Raw genomic sequence first — 22226 nt, forward strand, 5'->3', positions numbered from 1 at the left:
TCAGACCTTCGTCACGACGTGGGTCGTCACTAGTGCCTCCAAGTGGCGATGAAGATCGCGCGGCGTCGCCCCACCTCTCACCAAGACACCGGCTTCCATGTTTTTTTCCATCGCATGGCCGGTAAGATTTGCGCTCGAAACAAAGCAAAATCGCTCGTCTGCAACAGCTACCTTGGCGTGAACTCTGCCACCGGCAAAGTTTCCGTCTTTCTCGGACCACGACAGAATCCGGGCCATGGGCAGAGACGTTTTCATTTTTCCGATGGCGCATTCGAGACCGTTCCTCCATGCTTTTCGCTCGCTTCGAGCAGCATCGATACGGCCACCCTTTTTTCAATTGCACGGACGAGGGCGGCCATGACGGACGGAACTTCGTAGGCGACGAAGCTCGTCATGAACAGGCGGTGCGTGGCGGCTTCTATGACCTGAAGCAGCGCCTGTTCGGTCTTGCGCGTCGCAACCAATTTGCTCGACGGGCCTGTCTAAACGAGTTCGATTTCTTGTTCTCCCCGCACATGGTTGTACGCAGCACCCGCGCCGGCCGCATCTCTTGGCGCCAATGTCATCATTGAAAACGATGGACAAGACCACGACATAACTGTGAGGCTTGGAGGTTCTGATGCTTTATCCAGTTCTTGCAGTTTGCGTTCTGACTGTCACATTTTTCGTTGCTCGCTACTTGGCCGCTAAAACGCGCCTGGTCGAAAAAGCGATCGACGACGCAATTAGCCGAAAGCTCGCGTCCTCCCCCGTTAAGAACGACCTCACACGGCTGAGCGAAGAAAACTCCGTGATGCGCAATCTCTTGATTGATATGGTAGAAAATGAGGGATCTGTCGCGATCGCGATGGCGCCCGACGACGCTGCTCGTGCCTTCAACCTTCGCACACAGAGGCGTCGAGAAATCTTCGGCGAGGCGGTATTTGTCCTTCAACAGACCGCGAAACCGCGATCTCAAACGTCAAACGCGAAAATTCACGGCTGAGCATTTTTGCCAGCGCGCGAGGCCGCGTAACAGATGCAATGCTACCCACATTCCGAAAGGCCGATGCGGCACCGCACAAGCCCAATTTTGCCGTTGGTCACTCGTGAAAGGGTTGGCCGCTTGAAACGCCCTAACGCCTCTAAGTACGAATTCGAGGACACCAGTACGCGGCAAGAAATCTGGGGAAGCCGGTTCCCGTTCTTCGATGAATTCCCAGCTTTTTTCAAACGACAGTTTCTTGCCGTTCTCCCATGTCACTTGTTGGGCGTTTCCGCGCTCGAATACCAGCAGCAGCCTGTCAAAAGAGAGGACACCGAAAAAGCCAACGGTATCCGTCGATCTCGCCTGACGTGAACGTGGTGGGTAAGCCGCCATACCAGATGGTATCGCAGCCAAACGATCCCACCTGTTCAAGCCGGAGTTTGAGTTTGTCGTCAATACCACAGCGGCGCGCAGACTGACGGGCGTCTCGCGCTCCTAAGATCGTCGCTAACCTATTGCTTGCAACTCCGTCGTGGGATTTTCGGCAAATAATGTCCCCACTTCGGTTGGCCTGCCGGGCGTTCGGCGATCTGAGATTGCGACTTAGCCTTTGGCCTTGCGAGGCGGACAAGATCATCTGCCGTCTCAACCAGATGCGTCGGAGAAGCGGCTTCGAGGGCCTCGCGCCGGGCGTATCCCCAGGTCATCGCCGCTGAAGCTACGCCCTGGCTGGCCGCTGCTTCGACGTCTCTCACCTCGTCGCCAACGACGATGGCCTCGGCTGGCGGTCGGCCGGTCGCTCGCAACACGCGTCTGATCCGTTTGCCCTTGCCGAAGAGAGAGGCACCACATTCGAAATGCGAGAACAGGCCGGCCGACGGACCCAGGGCGCGCTCAATGTTGACGCGGCTGTTCGAGCTGACGATCGCAAGCGAGACACCCAGCGCGGCGAGTTCCGAAAGGAGTTTCTCCGTGCTCGGGAAGAGCTCGACAGTTGCCGTGCCCGCGAGTCTGCGCATGTCCCGCGCGATGAAGGGTAGCCGCCAACCTTGGATCTCCAGCCACTTGAGGATTTCGCGATTGGAAAGACCGCGAAGATAATCGATCTCGGAATCGGTCGGCTTTCTGAAACGATGACGATCGGCCATCTGCCGGAGCGCCGACCATCCAGGCGCCGCTGTCGGCCAGCGTGCCGTCAAAGTCAAAAAGAAAAAGCTGGTAGGTCGACGCGATCATGATTGGCTGAGTAACAGGTCCGAGCCTGTGGATCCAGGGGGCCCATCTCGACTCATTGTTGCAGTAGCCCGTCGGACAGATCGAAGACAGTGGCATTGTCCTGTACCTCGCCCAGTCCCTTGTAGGACCATGACGCAGGCTCCGGTCATGCGTGCAGCCTCGAAACTCGATCTCGGCAATCAACTTCGGCTTGGCGAAGACCAGGTTCTTTCCCTTAAACGGGAACGCCGGCGTTTTCGTCTTCAATGTGTCGAACAGGTGCAGTGAGCCGGTGCGAATGCTCTTAGCGCCGGTCCTTCTGCGTGCCGCCGGCTGCCCGGATGCGGGAGCGTATACCTATGGGGAACGGCGACTAGACCTGCGTATAGATGCGCCGATGCCCGCCCGGACGTAGCCTTCTCGCGTGGAATTGATTGGCAGGACACAGAAGCGCCGGTCGGCTGCCGATAATCAGCAGCCTGACCCCTGGCCTCGGCACCACCGTCAATTCAGGAGACAGATACGGAGGCCGCCGCCCAATGCCGGTGGCCGTTGCAGCATATTCAACCTTTAGTCTATGGAGCCGGCAGTGACATCCATCCGCATCATGACTGAACCCCGTCGTCGCCCGAAACCGGCGATCCTTGCTGCGATTGCCATTCTCGCCGTTGCGGGCGGATTGGCCACAGCCTTCTGGTTTGCGGGGACGGAGCCGACCATTGCCGCCCCGGAGCCCAAGTCGCCGGCCGTGCCGGTCGAGGTCGCCACGCCTGCCGTTACCGACGTGCCTGTCTATCTCGATGGTCTCGGGACGGTGCAGGCAAATTATACGGTCAATATCACGACGCGTGTCGACGGAGAGCTCCAGAGCGTGATGTTTAACGAGGGGCAGGCCGTCAAGAAGGGCGATGTGCTAGCCATCATCGACCCTCGCCCTTTCCAGGCAGCCGACGATCAGGCTGCCGCAAAGATCAAGCAGGACCAGGCCGACCTCGCCAACGCCCAATATCTGCTCGGCAAGGACCAGAAACTGGGCCAGCAGCAGATCGTCACGCAGGAAACCGTTGAACAGCAGCAAAGCATGGTGGCAAGTGCACAGGCACAGCTCGTGCAGGATCAGGCGGCCAAGGAGGCCGCTGACATCTCGCTCTCCTACACGCAAATCCGCTCGCCGATCGACGGCCGCACGGGTATCCGTCGGATCGACGCCGGCAACGAGGTCCACACGACCGATACGACCTCGATCGTCACGATCACCCAGACACAGCCAATCACGGTTGTCTCCACACTGCGTGAGGACGATCTCGATGCTGTGCGCGACGCGCTGAAGGCCGGCCCGGTCGAGGTGACGGCGATGTCGATGGACCAGTCGCGGCAGCTTGCGTCAGGCACGCTCTCGCTCATCGACAACGAAATCGATCAGGCAAGCGGCACGATCCGCATCAAATCGATTTTTGAGAACAAGGATGATGCGCTCTGGCCTGGTCAATTCGTGACGCTGAGGGTCAAGCAGCAGACGCTCCAGAAGGCCGTGACCATTCCTTCCGCAGCACTTGAGCGGGGAGAGGACGGCTTCTTCGTCTACGTTATCGATGCCTCCGGCACGGCTGCAGTGCGCAAGGTCACCCCCGGGCCGATCGAGAGCGGCCACGCGGTCGTCGAAAAGGGCCTTTCCGGCAACGAACAGGTCGTCACGTCGGGCCAGTATCGGCTGGATGTCGGCACTCATGTCAGCATTCAACAGGCGGCCGGTACGCAAGCTGCCAGCAAGGAGTAGGCCATGTCGATCTCCTCCTGGTTCATCGAGCGGCCGATCGCCGCCTCGCTAATGATGGCAGGTCTCTTCGGCCTCGGTATCGTCGCCTACCCTCTGCTGCCGGTTGCACCCCTGCCGCAAGTCGATTTTCCGACAATCCAGGTCTCGACACAGCTCCCCGGCGCCGATCCGAAGACGATGGCATCGGCGGTAACCCAGCCGCTGGAGCGGCAGTTCGGCCAGATCCCCGGCGTCACCCAGATGACGTCGACGAGCACGCTCGGCTCGAGCGCGATCACTCTGCAATTCGATCTGTCGCGCGACGTCGATAGCGCCGCCCAGGACGTGCAGACCGCAATCAACGCAGCCGGAGGGCAATTGCCGACGGACCTGCCTTCGCCGCCAACCTATCGCAAGGTCAATCCCGCCGATCCGCCGGTCATGGTTCTTGCGCTCACTTCGGATACACTGCCGCTGACGCAAGTCGACGATTTTGCCGAAAGCGTGCTCGCCCAGCATGTCAGCCAGATCGACGGCGTTTCGCAGGTTCTGATCTTCGGACAGCAGAAGCCGGCCGTGCGCCTGCAGATCGATCCCGGCAAGATCGCCGAGATGGGACTTTCGCTTGAGGATATCCGCAGCGCCGTGACCAGCATCACCAGCAACGCACCGAAAGGCAGTGTGCAGGGTGGAGAGCACACCTACACGATCTATGACAATGACCAGCTCCTGAAGGCCGCCCCCTGGAACGATTCGATCGTCGCTTATCGCGACGGCGCTCCGGTGCGCATCAGCGATATCGGCCAGGCGATCGACGGACCGGAGAACGATCAGCTGGCAGCCTGGGCCGATGGCAAGCGGGCGATCCTCCTGCCGATCTTCAAACTGCCGGGCGCCAATATCATCGACACTGTCGGCTCGATCCGCGCCGCGCTGCCGCAGCTTCAGTCGATCGCCCCGGCGGCCCTCCACCTCTCCATCCTCAGCGACCGGACAACCACGATCCGCGCCTCGGTGGCGGATGTCGAAACGACGCTTGTTATTACCATCGCCCTTGTGGTCATGGTGATCTTCGTCTTCCTGCGCAATGTCTGGGTGACGGTGATCCCGAGCGTCACCGTGCCGCTGGCGCTCCTGGCCACATTGGCGCTAATGTATGTCGCTGGCTTCAGCCTCGATAATCTCTCGCTGATGGGCTTGAGTATCGCCGTCGGTTTCGTCGTCGACGATGCGATCGTCATGGTCGAGAACATCCATCGCCATATGGAGATGGACAAAACGCCGAAACAGGCGGCAATCGACGGCGCGCGCGAAATCGGCTTCACCATCATTTCGATCAGTATCTCGCTCGTCGCCGTCTTCATTCCCCTGCTCCTGATGGGCGGAATTGTCGGCCGGCTGTTCCGCGAGTTCGCAATCACAGTGACGATGACGATCGTCGTCTCGGCAATCGTCTCGCTGACCATCACACCGATGATGAGTTCGCGTTTCCTTAAGCCGGAAAAAGACACCAACCATGGCAAGCTTTATGCAATGAGCGAGAAGGCGTTCGACGGGCTTCTTGCCGCTTACCGCTACACGCTCGATATCGCGCTGCGCCATCACCGGCTGACCATGACAGTCTTCATCGCTTCGCTAGCGGCAACCGGCTTCCTGTTCGTCAATATTCCCAAAGGCTTCTTCCCGATCCAGGACACCGGCCTGATAACCGGTACACTTGAAGCCGCGCAGGATATTTCCTTCGCCGAAATGTCGCGCCACCAGCTCGAGGCAGGTAGTATCGTTGCCAGCGATCCCGGGGTTGCGACCGTCGGCATGGCCGTCGGCAGCGGGGCGGGCCAGACCGTCAATAACGGCCGCATGTTCATCACGCTGAAGCCTGAAGACCAGCGCGATGCCTCGGCAACCGAAATCATCAACCGGCTTCGTCCGAAGCTCGCGCAGATGCAGGGTGCAGAACTCTTCCTGCAGCCGGCGCAGGATATCAATGTCGGCGGACGCGCCTCGGCCACGCAGTTCCAATATACGCTGCAGGACGGTGATGCCGGCGAGCTCGACGACTGGGCAGCCAAGCTGCTCGCCACATTCAAGACGCTGCCGGAGCTGACCGATGTCGCCACCGACCAGCAGAATAGCGGCGCTACCGTCACGCTTGCGATCGACCGTGACCAGGCATCGCGCTTCGGAATTGCGCCGCAAATGATCGACGATACGCTTAACGATGCTTTCGGCCAGCGCCAGGTCACCCAGTATTTCACCGACCTGAACAGCTACCATGTGGTTCTCGAGCTTGCCCCCCAGTTCCAGAAATCGCCGCTGGCGATCAATGGCCTCTACATCAAATCGCCGCTGACCGGCGAGCAGGTTCCCTTGAGCGAGYTCGTCAAGCAGACGACGGAGCGGGCGGCCGTGCTTGCCGTCAACCACCAGAGCCAATTTCCGGCCGTCACACTCTCCTTCAACCTTGCAAAAGGGACCGCACTCAGCCAGGCGGTTGCCGCGATCAACAAGGCTGAGACCGATCTCGGCAAGCCGGCAACCGTCATCGGCACGTTCCAGGGCAATGCGCAGGCCTATCAGAGTTCGCTCTCAAGCGAACCGCTGCTGGTGCTTGCTGCGATTGCTGTGATCTATCTGATCCTCGGCGTGCTCTACGAGAGCTATTTCCATCCGCTGACGATCCTGTCGACGCTTCCCTCCGCCGGTCTTGGTGCTCTCGCCATGCTCTGGGCCTTCGGCTTCGACTTTACCGTCATCGCGCTGATCGGCGTGATCCTCTTGATCGGCATCGTCAAGAAGAACGGCATCATGATCGTCGACTTCGCCATTGCCGCCCAGCGCGAGCAGGGACTGTCGCCGGAAGATGCGATCCGTCAGGCCTGTCTCCTGCGCTTCCGTCCGATCATCATGACGACAGCGGCGGCACTTCTTGCCGGCCTGCCGCTGATGCTCGGCCACGGCACCGGCTCGGAACTGCGCCAGCCGCTCGGCTATGCCATGGTCGGCGGCCTGCTCATCAGCCAGGTGATGACGCTCTACACCACCCCGGTCGTCTACCTCTACCTGGAAAAGCTGAGCGAATTCGTCAGCCGCAGACCGCACGCCACCACCGGCGCCTCAACTCAAGCTCCGGCGGAATAACCCTCCCAATCGACACGAAAGGATTAAAACCATGGAACCTCTTTCTAGACGTACGGTTCTAGCGCTTGGAGCGATGGGCGGAACGGCACTGGCGGCGGGTGCTGCGCGCGCGGCGAGCTTCGGCAATCCCGATCAGCCTGCAGAAGGCGCCATTAATGCCAATCCTGCCGGGCTCTCCGATCCCGGCCCGAAGAACCCTGCGATCAACGATCAGTTTCCTTCGTTCGGCAATCCGCCGGCTACCGATGTCGGCGATATGCAGCTCTTCTGGGGATCATTCAACAATGCACCGAAGCGCATCCAGAACGGCGGCTGGGCACGGCAGGTGACGCAGGCCGATTTTGCAATTTCCGAAGCGGTTTCCGGCGTCAACATGCGCCTCGGCCCCGGCGGCATCCGCGAGATGCATTGGCACCGGGCTTCCGAATGGGCGATCATGACCAATGGCCGCTGCCGGGTGACTGTGCTTGATCCGCAGGGCCGTGCCTATGTGCAGGACGTCGAGGCTGGCGATCTCTGGTATTTTCCAGCCGGCTTCCCGCATTCGCTGCAGGGCCTTGGGCCCGAAGGCGCCGAATTCGTCCTCGTCTTCGACGAGGGCGACCAGTCCGAATACGGCACGTTGCTCCTGACCGACTGGCTGGCTCATACATCGCCTGAGCTGCTTGCCAAGAACTTCGGGGTGCCGCAGGACACGTTCAAGAACATCCCGTTGCAGGATCTCTGGATCTTTCAGGGCAAGGAGCCGGGTCCGCTTTCGGCCGACCAGGAGGCCGTGGCTTCCGCAGGCCTGCCGCCCTACCCCTTCACCTACCGGCTGACGGCTTCGGCACCGCTGAAGCAGAATGCGTCGGGCACGATCCAGCTTGCCGACAGCAACATCTTCAAGGTGTCGAAGACGATCGCTGCGGCGATCGAGACGATCAAGCCGGGTGGCGTGCGCGAAATGCACTGGCATCCGAATGCCGACGAATGGCAGTACTGGATCAAGGGCGAAGGCCGCATGACGGTGTTCGATGCCGGCCCGCGCAGCCAGACCGCCGACTTCCGACCCGGCGATATTGGCTATGTCAAACGCAGCCAGGGCCATATCATCGAAAATACCGGCAAGACGGACCTTCAGTTCGTCGCCGTCTTTAAAGTGGCTGAATATCAGGAAGTCGGCCTTTCCTCGTGGCTGACCCATACACCGGCAGCCCTCGTTGCCCAGCATCTCAATATCAGTGTCCAGGACATTGCGAAATTCCCTGCCGACCAGCCGGGGATCATGCCGAAGGCCTGACCCCGAATATTATGCCGGAGAGTTGATCCCTTGCATTAAGCCTGCAAAACAATACCTCCGCCCTGGCAAATGGCGGAGGTTTTTGGCATTGCCCAAAAATCGGCATTCATTTTCTGGCAGATTTGAAAAAATCTGCGTTTAGCCGGAATAAAATCGGCGATGCTTTCGTATACTCAATCATGGAACGGAAAGAACGCCCCTTCGATGTCATCGGTCAGCTTGCAGCGCTTCGACGCTACGCACGCTCGCTGGTGCGCAATTCGGATGAGGCGGAGGATCTGGTGCATGATGCGCTGGTCCGGGCCTTCGAGAAGCGCAAGAGCTTCCGCAGCGGCGGAAACCTGCGCACTTGGCTGCTTTCCATCCTGCACAATGCGCATATCGACCGTGTTCGGCGGAACCGCTCCCTGACACGCCGCCATGACGAGGCGGCCGTCGAGGCGGAACAGTCGCTACCGGCCGGACAGGAACATGCGGTGCGCCTGAAGCAGGTGCGCAACGCCTTTTTCGATTTGCCGGAAGAACAGCGTGAGGCGCTGCACCTCGTGGCGATCGAGGACCTTTCGTACCAGGAAGCAGCTAATGCGCTCGGCATTCCTGTCGGTACGCTGATGTCGCGTATTTCCCGAGCCCGCGCCCAGCTGCGCGAGATCGAGGAGAAGGCGCCGCGTACTGCGCATCTGAGATTGATTGGGGGGAACGGCAATGAAGGCGATTGATCCAATCATTGATGCCGATCTGGACGCCTATGTGGACGGCGAGCTCGATGTCGCACGGCGCATCCAGGTGGAATCCTATCTCTCCGAGAACCCGGCGATTGCCGCCAAGGTCATGGCTGATCTCAGCATGAGAGGCGAATTGCGTTTGGCACTTGCCGGCGAAAGCGCCTTCGGCCGCGCTGAAACGCGCGATGTCGCCCGCCGGCTGGAGCGTGGCCTTTCTTATGGCCGCATCCTGCATTCCATGCAGCGCATCGCTGCCGTCGGTGTTCTCTTGGCGGCCGGCTGGGTGGCGCATAATTCCTTCGGCGCCTTTACGGCAACGGAGGTCGCAGCGTCTGTTCCGGCACCGGCCTATGTCGAGGATGCGGTGCGTGCCTATCGCACCGTTGCCGTGCGCGAAACCATTCGATCGCAAGCGGCCCCGGCCTATAGTGCCGAGGAAATCCGCGCTGCGACAGCAATCGTCATGCCCGAACTGCCAAAGGACTGGAAGGTCGCCGATGTGCAGATCTTCCCGTCGGATTTCGGCCCGAGCGTCGAAATGGCAATCGAGGAAGCCGACGGCAAGCGCCTGTCGCTCTTTGCCGTCCGGCCGGGTGCCTTCGAGGTGAAGCCGGTCAGCCATATCGCCCTTGAAAAAATAGAAGCCGCCTACTGGCAGATCGGCGAGGTCGCTTACGCGCTGATCGCCGAAAACAAAGGCACCAATCTCGATCAGGCGGCCGAACGGCTCGCCCGATCGCTCTACTAGTTTAACCGAGGAGATCAGTCATGAACCCGATCAATCCCCGCTATGGTACCGGCTCGGCCGCCAATACGCAGGTCCTTTTCGATGAAGGCCTGCGCCAGCACATGCTGCGCGTCTACAATTACATGGCGCTTGGCCTCGTCATCACCGGCATCGTCGCCTTCGTCGTCGGCTCGACACCGGCGCTCTACGTGCCGATCTTCCAGTCGCCGCTCAAGTGGGTGGTGATGCTGGCGCCGCTCGCCTTCGTCTTCTTCTTCTCGTTCCGCATCCAGTCGATGTCATCGAGCACCGCTCAAATGACCTTCTGGGCCTTCTGCGCCGTAATGGGCCTGTCGCTTGCCTCCGTCTTTCTCGTCTTCACCAAGACGAGCATCGCACAGACCTTCTTCATCACCGCTGCCATGTTCGGCACGATCAGCCTCTACGGCTATACGACCAAGCGCGACCTCTCGAAGATGGGCTCGTTCCTAATGATGGGCCTGTTCGGCATCATCATCGCCTCGGTCGTCAATATCTTCCTGGGCTCGTCCGCCCTGCAGTTCGCGATCTCGGTGATCGGCATCGTCGTCTTCGTCGGCCTCACCGCCTACGACACGCAGAATATCAAGGAACAGTATTCGGAAAACTACGATCAGGAATCGAACCAGAAGCTTGCTGTCTTCGGCGCGCTCTCGCTCTACCTGAACTTCGTCAACATTTTCCAGCTTCTGCTCAACTTCACGGGCGAACGGGAATAAAGACCGCGCTTCTGGGGGCAATGGAAGCGCAAGAGCGCCCGGTCTGTGATCTGTGACAGGATGGCAGGCCGGGCGTTCACCCTAAAGGAAACGGCCGGGTTTGACGCCGGGCCGTTTTCGTTTGTCTCACGACTTCGGTGCGCGGATCGGGACTTTTTCGGACGCGGTCGTTGCTGCTATCGCCTGGTATCGCGGCGCATCGAGGACGAAGGCTAGAGCAGATCCTGCTTAATCCGGATCGTATCCGGCGGCCCGGAAATAGTTCGCGCCTTCGTCAGGGGGCATCGTAAACTTAAAAGTCGTGAGGCAATAGCAGGCCGCCGTGGCTGTCGCTGTTTGCGCCCGAGCGATCTGCGTCCACAGGCTCATCGCCGCAGCACGTAGTTCGCGATAGTGGATTGAGATGACGTCGTGGCGCGGGATGTAGAGCAGGTTGGCAATCGGATCATGGATGAAGACGAAGCGTTGCCAATGTCGCTTCGTCTTGAAGCATTTCATGATCCGTTCTCGCCGCCTGCGCCAGTCGTTCGACTGCGGCGATCCGGCGATGAACGACTTTTCCGACGCTACGCGCGTCAAAACCACGAACAGAATGCCTCAAAGACTTTCTGTGCGATCGACGTTTCTATGCCCAACCGCGTACTGGGCTTCTACACCATCGCCCCCTCTGCAGTCACGCACGAGGGCGTGCCGGCGTTGATGACGAAGGGTTTAGCCCAGCACGAGGTTTCTGGCTTCAAGCTGGCTCGGATCGCAACCAGTCTCTCCGTGGCGGGACATGGTTTGGGCGGCCAGCTTCTGGCAGCTGCAGCGCTTCGTTGTCTGCGGATAGCGTCGCAGGCAGGTGGCATGTTGCTAATTATCGACGGCAAGAGCGAGCGTGCGGCCCGATGGTATGTCAGCTATGGGGCCGAGCCGCTGGAGAACCAGCCACTCACGCTTGTCATGCCGCTCGCCACCTTCGCCGGCGACCTCAAGGCCAAGGGCCTTCTCTGACGGAAATCGTCACCGACTATCCTTCGACATCGCGCCTCGCCTTTCGGCAATTACGCAATGGCTCGGCACCGCATAAGATGCCGCATGGGGTGGCGCTATTCCTCTTGCACGAAGCTGCGATAGATCGGAGCATTGAGAGAGGTGCTAGGATCGCATCCGATCCCGTTGCCCGCGGACTCGAGCGACCATACGCCTTTCCACATGCACGGTGCGCCGGAACTATGTACGCACACTCGACGTACAATGATCCCGATCTAACTTGACGTGTACGTCATTTTGACGTACACATAGCCACATCGTTACACTCGAATAGGAGGCGACTATGTTTGCTTTCAAAGACATGACTGCCGAAATCGATGAACCAAACGACGCACGTATGGGCTTTCGTACGAAGGCGCGCATCAAGACGGCAATCCAACGCGCTGCTGCGTTGTCGGGTGTAGACGACTCCGCTTTTACGATCAACGCTGCTTACCAATCCGCCATGACGACGATTGCCGCTCATGAACGGACTCTTTTGCAGCCAGCCGATCATGCTGCGTTTTTTGCTGCACTGGACAATCCRCCAGAGCCGACAGATAGACTTAAGGCTGCTTTCAAGCGTCACAGCGAGACTGTCGTCTCAAAATAATGCCGCAAAACGATACGCCCAAACCAATCATCGAGCCGCTCGATCCCTCAAAACATGATCGGGCGGCTTTTTCGTGCGGCATTGAGCAGGTCGACAACTTCTTTCAGAAGACCGCAAACAAGCTTCAGAAGAGCGACAATCTTCGTGTTTTCGTGATGACGAAAGACGGAGGCCCGGTTATTGGCTTCTACGCCATCAAYGGCCACGCTGTTGATTATACGGAGCTTGCGAAAAGGTTCGCTCGCGACCGACCCGGACATGGGTCAATTCCCGCGGCCTACATCTCAATGATCGGTCGCGACTTGAAATTCGCTGGCAGCGGATACGGCGGCGACCTGCTGATCGACTGCTTGACGCGAATCGCGCGTATCTCGGATGAAATAGGTACGGCAATCGTCATGCTCGACGTCCTGGATTGCGGTGATGCGGAACGAACCGATAGACGAGTAAAGCTTTACAAAGAATACGGCTTCCAGCCTCTGCCGACAAACGCGCTGCGGATGTTCATCCCAATCGCAACGATCAAAAAAATGTTCGACTGAATCTTGCCGCTCACAGAGTGAAGTGCTACCGATTTTGGGCCTGCCAGAGCTGGAATTTTCCGGGGTTAAGGCTCAGTTCGGCGGGGGTGCCGATGAGCCGTTCATGAGCGAAATCGGCACCTTGTTGCCGATCGCGCTGTGTGGCCGTAACTCGTTATAGATCCTATGCAAGCTCGTCGCGGAGCTTGATAATTCGCCTCCGCTTTTCCATGGAGGATGATCATGAGAGCTGCAGATTTCAACGATTGCTATATCGCCCTTTAACTCAGCCAGCGAACTTGGCTGATCGGCTACTTCCTGCCTGGCTCAGACAAGGTGCAGACGACCTCAGTTGCCGACGGCAACGCCGAGGCTCTCCTGTTAGTCCAAGAATTCGTCCGTACCTCCCTAACCAAACGAAGAACTGCCTCCTCGGAACGAGGAGTGATGGATGACGATCGAGATTTCAGCGCAATCTACCTTGTCGCGGACGATGCAGGGCGGGGATGTGCTTCAGGCTGATGAGGTATTGGCGATGTTGCGGCTGCACGAACTTGGCTGGGGCGCCAAGCGGAGGGCGTGCATCGATAAATGATGAAAACCGGGTATGAACCGGGGATCCGGAAAACCCGATGGCGTGACAGCATCCTGTACGCTTCTTGATAGGGACCATGACCCGCGGACTTCATCAGGGCCTCGCAGTGTTCATGCTGCGAATTTCAAGGCCGGACACATGGGAGCACTCTACCGGAGTTCATTTCTATCAAACCATGCCTTGGCCGAAGGAGTGTCCACACATGTCTCGCGGGGAGGAAACCCGACTGACCCGCTGAAGGCCACCAGGCGCGCGTGGTAACGGTCGCCTCTCAGCAGGCCCGGCGGGCGCGCCCGCGCGGAAGGCCCACCCTTCACCAACGCAGCCGCCGGCGATGCCCTCCCTTTCCGACCAGCCTCATCAGGGCAGGAAGGTGATCGTATCTTCCGGTTCCATTTGAGCCCGCAGGCTTGCGGTCAGCCGGTTCGGGCCTAGCCAGCGCAGATCGTCGTTAAAGTCGCCGAGGTTGGGTGACAGCACCAGTGGCAGGATTCCATATTCCTGCGCTCGTCGACTCAATCCCTCCATGCCATGCCGGCCGGCGGCATCCGCGTCGGCGGCGATGTAGATGCGCAGACATCCGGGCGGGAACCGGAAGGCGGCAAGATGATTGGCCGTCAGCGCCGCGACCATCGGCATGCCGGGTATGATGGCGACAAGCGAAAGCACGGTTTCGAGGCCCTCGCCCACTGCTACGACAGGAACGGGTTCGCTCACAGGAAAGCGGAAGCGGACACCATTGCCGAGCAGCTTGCCGAGCGCGCGGCGGGGATCGTCCACCTTGGCCTTGCCGCCGCCGTCCGGGTCAAGCCAGGTCCGGTGAACTCCGGTGATCTTCCCTTCCCGATCGGTGACGGCCGCGATCAGAGCCGGATAGCTTGTCGTCCGACCGGTCAGGAGATCGCGATAGTAACAGGACGAGTGGAAGCGCAGCGCCGCATGCGTCGATGCTCGCAGGATGCCGCGCTCGCGCAGATAGACGTCAGCAAGCGTGCCTGCGAGCGGCTGTGTCATCCCAAACAGTCGCCGTGCCCGATCAGTCGTCGGCCACTCGACCGACGCAGAATCACCGGCGTTGCCCTCTCTGAACGAGTGTAGATCGGGCTGGGGCAGGCTGAGGAAATGACGCACCTCATCGGCCACGTCGCGGAAGTCGACGAGACCGCAGCTCTCGCGGACGAGGTCCAACAGATCGCCGAACTGGCCGGTCGCAGCATCCGTCCACCTGCCAGCGCGCGGGCCGATCAGATGCACGTAGAGCGACCGACCCTTGCTGTTGGCAACGTCGCCGACGAGCCAATAATTGCCAGCCCGGCGGCCGGCGGAGAGGTAGTGGTGGCAGACGGCCTCGGCATCTTGCGCGAGATGGTCTGCCAGCTCCGAAGCGGACAACATGACAAACCTCCGTCACGATTGGCGCGCGATATCGATGAGGCGATGGCGCTGTTTCAATCGCTCGAGGATGACCGGACCTTCCTCAGCCGTGGTTACGAAGAACCGCACCTTCCAGGCGATCATCTCGGAGAAGAGGCTGGTTGAACTCGGCCAGTCACGCATGCCGTGGGTGAAGCCGACGAGCTCGACGCGGCACTTGTCCATGACTGGCATTCGCCGCAGGGTCCTCTCACCGGCAAGGCCGATGATCGAGGATCCGTCATGGGCGTGATAGGCGCGGGATTTGACCCAGTCGTAAAGTTCGCCGAGGGAAAGATAGCGCTCATCGTCGGGCCGCCAAAACCACTCCGACGACACACGGCCGATGCGCTCGCCGCGCGAGATGTCGACCTTGAAACCGGTGGACACCGAGCGGGAATGTTGGCCAAGATTGTTCAAGGTGCAGTCTCCAGAAACGAAAGAGCCCGGCGGCAGCATCGTCGCGACGGAGACGAAGAAGCGCGCGGCAATTTCGTCTTCATCCTGCCTCTGCTCGTGCAGTGTCTGAAACGCCCTGAACTGATCGAGGGGATGGAGGTCGACGCGATGAACGTTCGCGGCAAGAGAATCCTCGACTTCAGGTGCCTCTCCCCTGCTGACGACGCATGGACCGAAGTCGGTCTGCGGAAGTCGCTTCTGGGACACGAGCAGTTCACGGGCGTGATAGCGCCGGCCGCCGGCGGGGACGCGATAAGTGCCGGTCTCGTTGCAGTCGCCGTCGAGTTTAGGGCAAACATTGAGGCTGCTCAACAGTCCTCTACGGGCAATGTCCTCCCCAAGATCCTCGATTGAGACATCCGCTTTGGTCTTCCGGACGGTCTGCTGGCTCAAGAGCAGCTTGTTGAAGGAAATATCGCACCCTGCGCTGCGCGTGATTTTCTGAATGGCCTGTGCCATGTCATTTCTCCGTGACGAGCCGGCCGTAGCCTCTCTGCAGCCTCCAAGCCCGTCGCGGAATCTCCTTCCCTCCTCTTCCTCTGCACCGCCGGCCCCTGCAACTTCGCATCGCGGAGGCCCCCTAGCCTTCTTGTTGATTGGTCGCGGCTTACCCCCACCGGTGATAAAATCCGGCTTGGTTTTCCTGATTGCGTTACGCAACGCCGTTACCACGGCGATGCCGAGCGGATCGTCGACGCAACCCTCGACGAGATGGTGGAAATGCTGGCGCAGGCCCGGCGCGTCGAGCTTTGCGGCTTAGGAAAAGCGGTGTCGTTTATAACGACGAGGTCGTGAGATCAGCCGACGGGAACCTGGTTATGCCAGCAGCTACCTCCGCAACCGTCAAGGCGCGCTTCCCTTGCGAGCATTCTGTCTGCAGGGAAGAGGGACCAATATGCAATGAAAAGGCCACGGCGTAACCGCGGACCGATGCCTGCGAAGGGACGCGGTCAATTCTATTTTGTCCAGGTCAAATATTCTCAAGCTAAAAATACCTGAATGTGCAACCAACTACGCCTCAGCGTCCGCCAACAACCTGACAACGCCGGATCAGATGATACCCCAAGCCCGGTAGCGGCCGCGACCGGTGATTTCGCGAATGCCAATCTCGTTGATGAGGTTCAGTGCGCCGCGCTGTGTGACGCAGAGTTGGCGAGCGACCATGGCGGCCGACACCATCGGCCGCGACAGGACGAAATCTGCCAATTGCGGCAGGCTGCTGTTCGAGCGGCGGCCGCGAAAGCGCAGCTCCATCTGCGTGCGCGCGAGCGACAGGCGATCAATCTCCTTGAGCCCAGTGACCGCACTCTCCCGCATTGCATCGAGAAAGGCCTGCAGGCGCGTCAGCCGGTCACGCGAGCGCCGGCGCTCGTGGCGGATCTGCTTCAGCCCGGGGTAAAAAGAAAAGAGATGCGAGGCGACCTTGCCTCTGACACGCAGACTACTCGCAATCAGCAGGCCGCCGAGCCAATGCTGGCGGCGCAATGGCTCGATCCGCTCCCAGGCGTCGAAAAGAAGCGCAGCCGCCAGACTGGGCGGTAGCTCCTCGACGAGCGGGATCAGACCACGCCATTGCTGGAGCCGTTCTTCCTCGTTCCATTCATCGTCGCCGAACAGGCCGAGCGGATCGTCATCGCGCTGCGAGGACGCGGCCTCCGCTGGCTCTTGCGCACCGGGCTTTCCGGCATGATGATCGAGAAGCCTTTGCGACCGTGCGAGCAGGGCATCGAGTTCGGCGATTTCGGCGGCGAGCGGCGCTTCGTCGTCCTCATCGTCAGCCTCGCGCCCGGGGGGTGTAAGATCTGCGGCCTCCGGCGCCCTATCCTCCCCTTCCAGCGTACTGGCGCTCAGCGCGCCGAGGCCTGTCGGGCTGAGCGCCCAGCCAGGATCAGCCGTCTCGATCCGCCGTCGTGTGCGCAGCACCGAATGGGCGATCGTCAGCTCGTGGCTCGGCGCACGGCTGTCCATATGGGCGTCGTGCAAGACCAGATCTTCAACATGAACAAGTTCACCCGCCACCCACAACGCACCGGCGGCATCGAAAAAATGGCTGCGCTCGGCAAAGCCCTGCCCCACCGGCGAACGGGCTGCCCTTTCATCGAGCCGTGCCAGAGCATCCTCGGCCCCGGCGATAGCCGGAAGCAGCGTCTGGAGCATTGCAGCATCGATATCGTAGCGCATTGTTAGGCTTAATGGATTCTCACAAAGGGAAGCGAAAGGCGCATTTTCTTCCGTCAGTTGTTTCATGGCGGAAACTTGCGGACAACATCATGGCGGGCGAGCACAGGGTTTTCACCCGGTTTTTCGGATGCGATGATTTGCCTCCATCGAAAAACAGCTCGGTCGTGACCGGAGCGAACGCTGCGCCAGTCAGATGAAATCGCCCTATCGACCATGGCGCTTCATCGCAACCCTGCTCCAATTCGCCGCTAAGCACTAGCCTACTTTCCGGCGTTCGGCTTCCCCGCCTTGTAGGCTTCATAGAGTTCATCGAGGCGGCTTGAGAGGTATGCGCCGAAATCCGGCGCATCGCCGGTCTTGAGCGCAATCGTGAAGGACGTGCCGGAACCCTTGATGCGGCCGGCGATCTTGCCGCCGCTCGCAGGCTTCCAGTCATATTCGAGACCCTCGGGCTTCACCTCTTCCTTCTTGGAAAGCTCGGCAATGATCAGCTCGAAACGGCGATCGCTTTCCACAGCATTGAAGGTGGAAGATACAATTAGCTTCGTCAGACGCGCGGCAGCAGCATCGGTCCAATCCTGGGCAAGCGTCATCCATCGCCTGCGACCGATGCCGGGAGCTGCACCGACGGCCTGGATGACGTCGGCTGGAATGGCCTTCGCCACGGAGATAAGCTTCGACAATTCCGTCTTGTCGGTAGAGAGCGCCTTCATGATGATGGGACGATCGAACTTCTTCAGCTCGAGATTGAGCGCGAAGACGGCGCGCTCGATGTAGGAGAGGTTCAGTCGCGCCGAGTTTTCAATGCCCTGGGCGATGACGAGATCGGTGTCGTCGAGCTTGCGGATGACCGCCTGCACCTTGCGGCCGAGCAGCCTGACGGCCTGGAGGCGGCGATGACCATAGGCAACCTGGTAACGCCCGTCATGATGCGGATTGCGGCGCACGAGGATCGGCACTTCCTGGCCGTTCTCGGCGATCGATTGCACGAGCTCGTCTTCCATATCGAGCGGCTCGTCGGCGAGGCGATCGCGAATGAAGGAAGTGTCGATCAGTTCCGGATCGAGTTCGACGATATGCTCGCCTGATGACAGGGCCTCCTCCATCGCCCTGCTCTCTTCCTCCATGCGGCCAAGTGTCAGGGCCATGGTGCGCACCGGACCGGCTGCACCGCGCGCTGCAGTTTCCTCGAAGTTGGCCGCGGCCAACTCCTGCGCCGTATCGGTGAACAATCCCTTCAGTCGATCTCGTCTGCTCATGTGCGACCCCATGCTTTATGGATGCTGGCAATAATCTCGCCATTGGCGGCGTTAACCGATTCCAGTGCCCGGTCATAGGTGGAGCGGCGAACCTGGCCCTTTTCGATCTCGTAAAGGGTCTGCTTGGTCAGGCCGGCATCGGCGATCGCCGTCGATTTCAGGATGGTCGCCGTCAACACATCATCACCGAAGAGACTTCGCAGGAGCGCAACGATCTGCGACTGCGGCGCATCGAAAGGCTCATGACGCGTAACGACATATTTGATGAAATCGTGCTGCAGGTCGCCGCCAGCCTTGCGCACGACGGAGAGAAGATCCGAGGTCATCAGAAGAAACTGCGACATGGAGGCGACATCGACCATCTGTGGATGGACGGTAATAAGCAGCGACGTGGCGGCGCAGACCGCACCAAGCGTGAGGTAGCCAAGCTGCGGCGGGCAGTCGATGACGACGATATCATACTCCGCCTCGACCTCAGCAATAGCGTTGCCGACGCGACGGAAGAACAGCTCTTCCGGCCTCTGGCGATCATTCAGAGCACGCGGCGTTTCATGCTCGAACTCCATCAGTTCGAGATTGCCGGGCACCAGATCCAGACCATCGAAATAGGTCTTGCGGATGACATCCTTCAGCGGGCGTCGCTGCGCGTCATAGCGGATTGCGCCATAGAGCGTATCGCCATCCCCGAGATCGAATTCCGGCTGGACACCGAGCAGTGAGGAAAGCGAGGCCTGTGGATCGAGATCGATCGCCAGGACCCGGTAGCCTTCCAGCGCGAGATGCTGTGCCAGATAAAGCGTGGTCGTTGTCTTGGCCGAACCGCCCTTGAAATTGGTGATCGCGATCGTCTGCAGCTTCTCGCCGTCGCGGCGCAAAGGCAGGTAGGAGAGCGCATCCTTCGGCTTGATCTTGGCCATATGCTGGCGGAGCTCGTTGATCTGGCCGAGCGTATAGGACCGGCGGCCGTTCTGGGAAACGTCCGGCTGCGGCCCTTTGCCGTCAAGCGAAAGCTGGCGAAGATAGCCATCGGAGACACCGACCATCTGTGCTGCCTCGCCCGAGGTAAAGGTGCGCAGCGTCTTCTGCGAAAGTGGCGGGAAGAGCTTCTCGCGCAGCAGTTTCAGCTGGCGAGAGAGTTGGGTGGCATGCCGTTCGATGCGAACGTCTGTAGTTGATACGTTAATATTGTCCAAAACACTTGCCCCTTCTCAAAGCGCTTTTCCGTCAACATAGCCTCAAAAAGCGTATCGAAGATGACATGATTCGGGATTCGCGACAATAAACGGTTCGCTAACCACACAGATAGAAAGTTGGCCGCGGCCAACTTTTGGTCTGCCCTTGCGAAAGACCCACTTTAGCGGCACAAACCACTGGAAATCGCGAGGGCAGAAAACGTGCGGCATATTCACATCATCGGTATTGGCACCGGCAATCCCGAGCATCTGACCATGCAGGCGATCAACGCGATGAATGCGGCAGACGTCGTGTTCATTCCGACCAAGGGCGCGATAAAGGCAGATCTCGCCGAGCTTCGCCGGGAAATCTGTGAGCGGTATCTGACCCGACAAGGCGTCCGCATCGTCGAATTCGAGGTACCGAAGCGGCTAACCCAGGACCTGAGCTACGCCCAGAGCGTAGATGACTGGCATGCGGCGATCGCCGGTATTTATGAAGGCCTGATCGGCGACCTGCCAGCAACCGGCGCCGGCGCCTTCCTCGTCTGGGGCGATCCGAGCCTCTATGACAGCACGATCCGGATCATCGAACGGGTGCGGAATGCCGGCGCCTCCACCTTCGACTACAGCATCGTTCCGGGTATCACCAGCATCCAGGCCCTGGCGGCAAGCCATCGCATCCCCGTCAATCTCGTCGGCAAGCCGATCGAGATCACCACCGGCAGACGGCTGATCGAAACCGGGCTGACGCATGAAAGTACTGTCGTCATGCTCGACGGCCAGCAGGCATTCTCGCAGATCGACGATCCCGATGCCGAGATCTTCTGGGGTGCTTATCTCGGCACGGACAACGAAGTGATCCGCTCGGGCCGGCTTGGCGATATTGCCGACGACATCGTCCGGCTCCGTGCCGAGGAGCGGGCGCGCCATGGCTGGATCATGGATATCTACCTTCTCCGCAAGGGGCGGGATTTCGAAGAGTAACCGTCCCGGTTCGCAGCCCGATCTCGCTTTGCTGCATCCTGCGCAATCATGTAAGAGACGGGTCCAGAGGATAGACGGAATGCACAGCCCCGCCGGCAAAACCTTAAAAGCAGAAAGCCCTGATATAGTGGGGATGCAACGTGGTGCCTGCCCGGCGCTCGCAGCCCCCATGCAGACCGGCGATGGCCTGCTCGTCCGGCTGCGGCCGGCCGCCGGTGCGCTTACTCTTTCCCCGTTCCGACAGCTGGCGTTGAGCGCGGCACAGCATGGAAATGGTATCCTGGAAATTACTGCCCGCGGCAATCTGCAGATCCGCGGCCTTCGCGCTGAAACCGTGGGGCCGCTGGCGGCGGATATCGAGACTGCCGGCATCACGGTGCCCAATGGCGTGGCAATCGAGATATCGCCGCTGCACGGTATCGATGCCAACGAGATTGCCGATGCCGGGGATATGGAGGCGGCGCTGCGCAGCAGGCTCGGCGGTCTTCTCACCTCGCACCATCTGGCGCCGAAACTCTCCTTCCTGATCGACGGCGGCGGGCAGTTTTCCCTGTCCTGCCTCACTGCCGATATCCGCCTCGTCGCGCAGCAACCCGGGCAATGGCTGCTCTCCATAGCCGGCGATGCAGAAACCGCGACGCCACTGGCTCTCGACAATGTCGATGCCGTGATAACAGCCGTGGGCGAGCTCCTTAAGATGCTGACTGCCAGCGGGAGGCAGATGCGCGCTCGAAATCTCGAGACAGCGGCATTGCATGCGCGTTTTCCGCAGATGGATAGCATCCCATTTACTCAATCGGCACCGAAGAAAGCCTCCTTCGTCGGCACCACGAGATTGGCCGACGGCAAAATCGTACTCGGTGTGAGGCTCCAATTCGGGCAAGTGAAAGCCACTGATCTGGTCTCTTTCCTTGACGCTGCCGAAAGCGCCGGCGCGCAGCAAATCCGGCTGGCGCCCGATCGCGGCTTCTTGCTAATCGGCCTGACCGAGACAGCGCTGCGGACTATGCAACGCTCTGCGATCGATCATGGTTTCAGCGTGACGGCCAATGAACCGGCCGAGCAGATCGCCGCCTGTGCAGGGGCAGGCGCCTGCGCCTCGGCCTTCTACGATACAAGGGCTCTGGCCGGACAGCTGACAGCGCTGATACCCGCGCTCTTCGACGGCTCGGTGAAACTTCACCTTTCCGGCTGTGGGAAAGGCTGCGCGCACCGGCGCGCCGATCTGGCGATTGTCGGTTCAGCCGAGGGCTATGGCCTCGTCCTCGACGGGCTTGCCGCGGACAGGCCGGCTGCAAGGATTGCTGGCGAACGGATCGATTTCGCTATAGAGAGGCTCGCCCGGCTGATCGAAGACAAAAGAAGCGCCGGCGAGTCGAGTGCCGACTGCCTGAAAAGGCTTGGTCCCACCGGTCTCGCCAAAGCGCTGCAACAGGAATAG

General features: G+C 60.0%; 19 protein-coding genes and 4 pseudogenes. 13 read left to right on the plus strand and 10 right to left on the minus strand.

Annotation, left to right across the window (positions count from 1 at the left end; translation table 11 throughout):
• Both AC1D35_RS20570 and AC1D35_RS20575 read right to left on the minus strand, forming a co-directional pair.
• Complete coding sequence (locus tag AC1D35_RS20570) at nt 1-255, minus strand: phospholipase D-like domain-containing protein (RefSeq protein WP_477939823.1); 255 nt, start codon at nt 253-255, stop codon at nt 1-3.
• The gene (locus tag AC1D35_RS20575; protein WP_477939825.1) at nt 252-464 is read right to left on the minus strand and encodes a phospholipase D-like domain-containing protein; all 213 of its coding nucleotides are present in this window, start codon (nt 462-464) and stop codon (nt 252-254) included. The genes AC1D35_RS20570 and AC1D35_RS20575 overlap by 4 nt, the downstream gene beginning before the upstream one ends.
• Before the next feature lie 155 nt (nt 465-619).
• Between AC1D35_RS20575 and AC1D35_RS20580 the strand changes: the two genes are divergently transcribed.
• A complete protein-coding gene (locus AC1D35_RS20580) occupies nt 620-985 on the plus strand; it encodes a hypothetical protein (protein WP_477939827.1) in 366 nt (121 codons plus the stop codon).
• Nucleotides 986-1479: 494 nt separating this feature from the next.
• Here AC1D35_RS20580 and AC1D35_RS20585 read toward each other — a convergent pair whose 3' ends face one another.
• Nucleotides 1480-2115 carry an HAD hydrolase-like protein gene (locus tag AC1D35_RS20585; protein ID WP_477939828.1) on the minus strand — a complete coding sequence of 212 codons (636 nt, stop codon included), beginning with the start codon at nt 2113-2115 and terminating at the stop codon, nt 1480-1482.
• A gap of 140 nt (nt 2116-2255) precedes the next feature.
• A pseudogene (locus AC1D35_RS20590) lies at nt 2256-2455 on the minus strand (ATP dependent DNA ligase); the annotation flags it as partial.
• A gap of 316 nt (nt 2456-2771) precedes the next feature.
• On the opposite strand from AC1D35_RS20590, the gene AC1D35_RS20595 reads away from it, so the two are divergent.
• From AC1D35_RS20595 to AC1D35_RS20620, 6 genes are all read left to right on the plus strand, one after another.
• Nucleotides 2772-3959, plus strand: coding sequence for an efflux RND transporter periplasmic adaptor subunit (locus AC1D35_RS20595; RefSeq protein WP_477939830.1), 1188 nt, complete (start codon nt 2772-2774; stop codon nt 3957-3959).
• A gap of 3 nt (nt 3960-3962) precedes the next feature.
• Nucleotides 3963-7079, plus strand: a complete 3117-nt coding sequence (locus AC1D35_RS20600) for an efflux RND transporter permease subunit (RefSeq protein WP_477939833.1) — start codon at nt 3963-3965, stop codon at nt 7077-7079.
• Between the two features lie 31 nt (nt 7080-7110).
• Nucleotides 7111-8361 (plus strand): oxalate decarboxylase family bicupin, encoded by a 1251-nt coding sequence (locus AC1D35_RS20605; RefSeq protein ID WP_477939835.1) that lies wholly within the window; start codon nt 7111-7113, stop codon nt 8359-8361.
• 179 nt (nt 8362-8540) lie between these two features.
• Nucleotides 8541-9080, plus strand: a complete 540-nt coding sequence (locus AC1D35_RS20610) for a sigma-70 family RNA polymerase sigma factor (protein WP_477939836.1) — start codon at nt 8541-8543, stop codon at nt 9078-9080.
• Entirely contained in the window at nt 9067-9834 is a 768-nt protein-coding gene (locus AC1D35_RS20615; protein ID WP_477939838.1) for an anti-sigma factor family protein, read from the plus strand. Before AC1D35_RS20610 ends, AC1D35_RS20615 begins: the two co-directional genes overlap by 14 nt.
• A gap of 20 nt (nt 9835-9854) precedes the next feature.
• On the plus strand, nt 9855-10571 hold the full coding sequence (locus AC1D35_RS20620) for a Bax inhibitor-1/YccA family protein (protein ID WP_113300593.1): 717 nt from the start codon (nt 9855-9857) through the stop codon (nt 10569-10571).
• 339 nt (nt 10572-10910) lie between these two features.
• On the opposite strand, the pseudogene AC1D35_RS20625 reads toward AC1D35_RS20620, so the two are convergent.
• Nucleotides 10911-11087 (minus strand): annotated as a pseudogene (locus AC1D35_RS20625) (IS6 family transposase); the annotation flags it as partial.
• On the opposite strand from AC1D35_RS20625, the pseudogene AC1D35_RS20630 reads away from it, so the two are divergent.
• From AC1D35_RS20630 to AC1D35_RS20645, 4 genes and pseudogenes are all read left to right on the plus strand, one after another.
• Nucleotides 11068-11567, plus strand: a pseudogene (locus AC1D35_RS20630) (GNAT family N-acetyltransferase). The pseudogenes AC1D35_RS20625 and AC1D35_RS20630 sit on opposite strands and share 20 nt — an antisense overlap.
• 322 nt (nt 11568-11889) lie before the next feature.
• Entirely contained in the window at nt 11890-12198 is a 309-nt protein-coding gene (locus AC1D35_RS20635) for a type II toxin-antitoxin system TacA family antitoxin (RefSeq protein WP_477939841.1), read from the plus strand.
• On the plus strand, nt 12198-12740 hold the full coding sequence (locus AC1D35_RS20640) for a GNAT family N-acetyltransferase (protein ID WP_477939843.1): 543 nt from the start codon (nt 12198-12200) through the stop codon (nt 12738-12740). Before AC1D35_RS20635 ends, AC1D35_RS20640 begins: the two co-directional genes overlap by 1 nt.
• A 430-nt stretch (nt 12741-13170) precedes the next feature.
• On the plus strand, nt 13171-13314 hold the full coding sequence (locus AC1D35_RS20645; RefSeq protein WP_477939877.1) for a hypothetical protein: 144 nt from the start codon (nt 13171-13173) through the stop codon (nt 13312-13314).
• A 360-nt stretch (nt 13315-13674) separates the two neighbouring features.
• Here the strand turns inward: AC1D35_RS20645 and AC1D35_RS20650 are convergent, their stop codons facing one another.
• The 5 genes and pseudogenes from AC1D35_RS20650 to repA form a co-directional block, all read right to left on the minus strand.
• Nucleotides 13675-14709: a DUF7146 domain-containing protein gene (locus AC1D35_RS20650; protein ID WP_477939845.1), complete on the minus strand. Its 1035-nt coding sequence runs from the start codon at nt 14707-14709 to the stop codon at nt 13675-13677.
• A 474-nt stretch (nt 14710-15183) separates the two neighbouring features.
• Nucleotides 15184-15645: pseudogene (locus AC1D35_RS20655) on the minus strand (ParB/RepB/Spo0J family partition protein); the annotation flags it as partial.
• Nucleotides 15646-16236: 591 nt separating this feature from the next.
• Entirely contained in the window at nt 16237-17367 is a 1131-nt protein-coding gene (locus AC1D35_RS20660) for an RHE_PE00001 family protein (RefSeq protein WP_477939847.1), read from the minus strand.
• Between the two features lie 260 nt (nt 17368-17627).
• Entirely contained in the window at nt 17628-18626 is a 999-nt protein-coding gene (gene repB, locus AC1D35_RS20665; protein WP_477939849.1) for a plasmid partitioning protein RepB, read from the minus strand.
• A complete protein-coding gene (gene repA, locus AC1D35_RS20670; protein WP_477855042.1) occupies nt 18623-19819 on the minus strand; it encodes a plasmid partitioning protein RepA in 1197 nt (398 codons plus the stop codon). The genes repB and repA overlap by 4 nt, the downstream gene beginning before the upstream one ends.
• Nucleotides 19820-20020: 201 nt before the next feature.
• Between repA and cobF the strand changes: the two genes are divergently transcribed.
• A complete protein-coding gene (gene cobF, locus AC1D35_RS20675; protein ID WP_477939851.1) occupies nt 20021-20785 on the plus strand; it encodes a precorrin-6A synthase (deacetylating) in 765 nt (254 codons plus the stop codon).
• Nucleotides 20786-20864: 79 nt separating this feature from the next.
• Nucleotides 20865-22226 carry a precorrin-3B synthase gene (gene cobG, locus AC1D35_RS20680; protein ID WP_477939852.1) on the plus strand — a complete coding sequence of 454 codons (1362 nt, stop codon included), beginning with the start codon at nt 20865-20867 and terminating at the stop codon, nt 22224-22226.

It is taken from the genome of Rhizobium sp. P1_E6 (assembly GCF_056405875.1).

Coding starts and splice junctions, on each gene's coding strand:
- AC1D35_RS20570 (WP_477939823.1), bottom strand. CDS start 255: ATGAAAACGTCTCTGCCCATGGCCCGGATTCTGTCGTGGTCCGAGAAA.
- AC1D35_RS20580 (WP_477939827.1), top strand. CDS start 620: ATGCTTTATCCAGTTCTTGCAGTTTGCGTTCTGACTGTCACATTTTTC.
- AC1D35_RS20585 (WP_477939828.1), bottom strand. CDS start 2,115: ATGGCCGATCGTCATCGTTTCAGAAAGCCGACCGATTCCGAGATCGAT.
- AC1D35_RS20605 (WP_477939835.1), top strand. CDS start 7,111: ATGGAACCTCTTTCTAGACGTACGGTTCTAGCGCTTGGAGCGATGGGC.
- AC1D35_RS20610 (WP_477939836.1), top strand. CDS start 8,541: ATGGAACGGAAAGAACGCCCCTTCGATGTCATCGGTCAGCTTGCAGCG.
- AC1D35_RS20615 (WP_477939838.1), top strand. CDS start 9,067: ATGAAGGCGATTGATCCAATCATTGATGCCGATCTGGACGCCTATGTG.
- AC1D35_RS20620 (WP_113300593.1), top strand. CDS start 9,855: ATGAACCCGATCAATCCCCGCTATGGTACCGGCTCGGCCGCCAATACG.
- AC1D35_RS20645 (WP_477939877.1), top strand. CDS start 13,171: ATGACGATCGAGATTTCAGCGCAATCTACCTTGTCGCGGACGATGCAG.
- AC1D35_RS20650 (WP_477939845.1), bottom strand. CDS start 14,709: ATGTTGTCCGCTTCGGAGCTGGCAGACCATCTCGCGCAAGATGCCGAG.
- AC1D35_RS20660 (WP_477939847.1), bottom strand. CDS start 17,367: ATGCGCTACGATATCGATGCTGCAATGCTCCAGACGCTGCTTCCGGCT.
- repB (WP_477939849.1), bottom strand. CDS start 18,626: ATGAGCAGACGAGATCGACTGAAGGGATTGTTCACCGATACGGCGCAG.
- cobG (WP_477939852.1), top strand. CDS start 20,865: ATGCACAGCCCCGCCGGCAAAACCTTAAAAGCAGAAAGCCCTGATATA.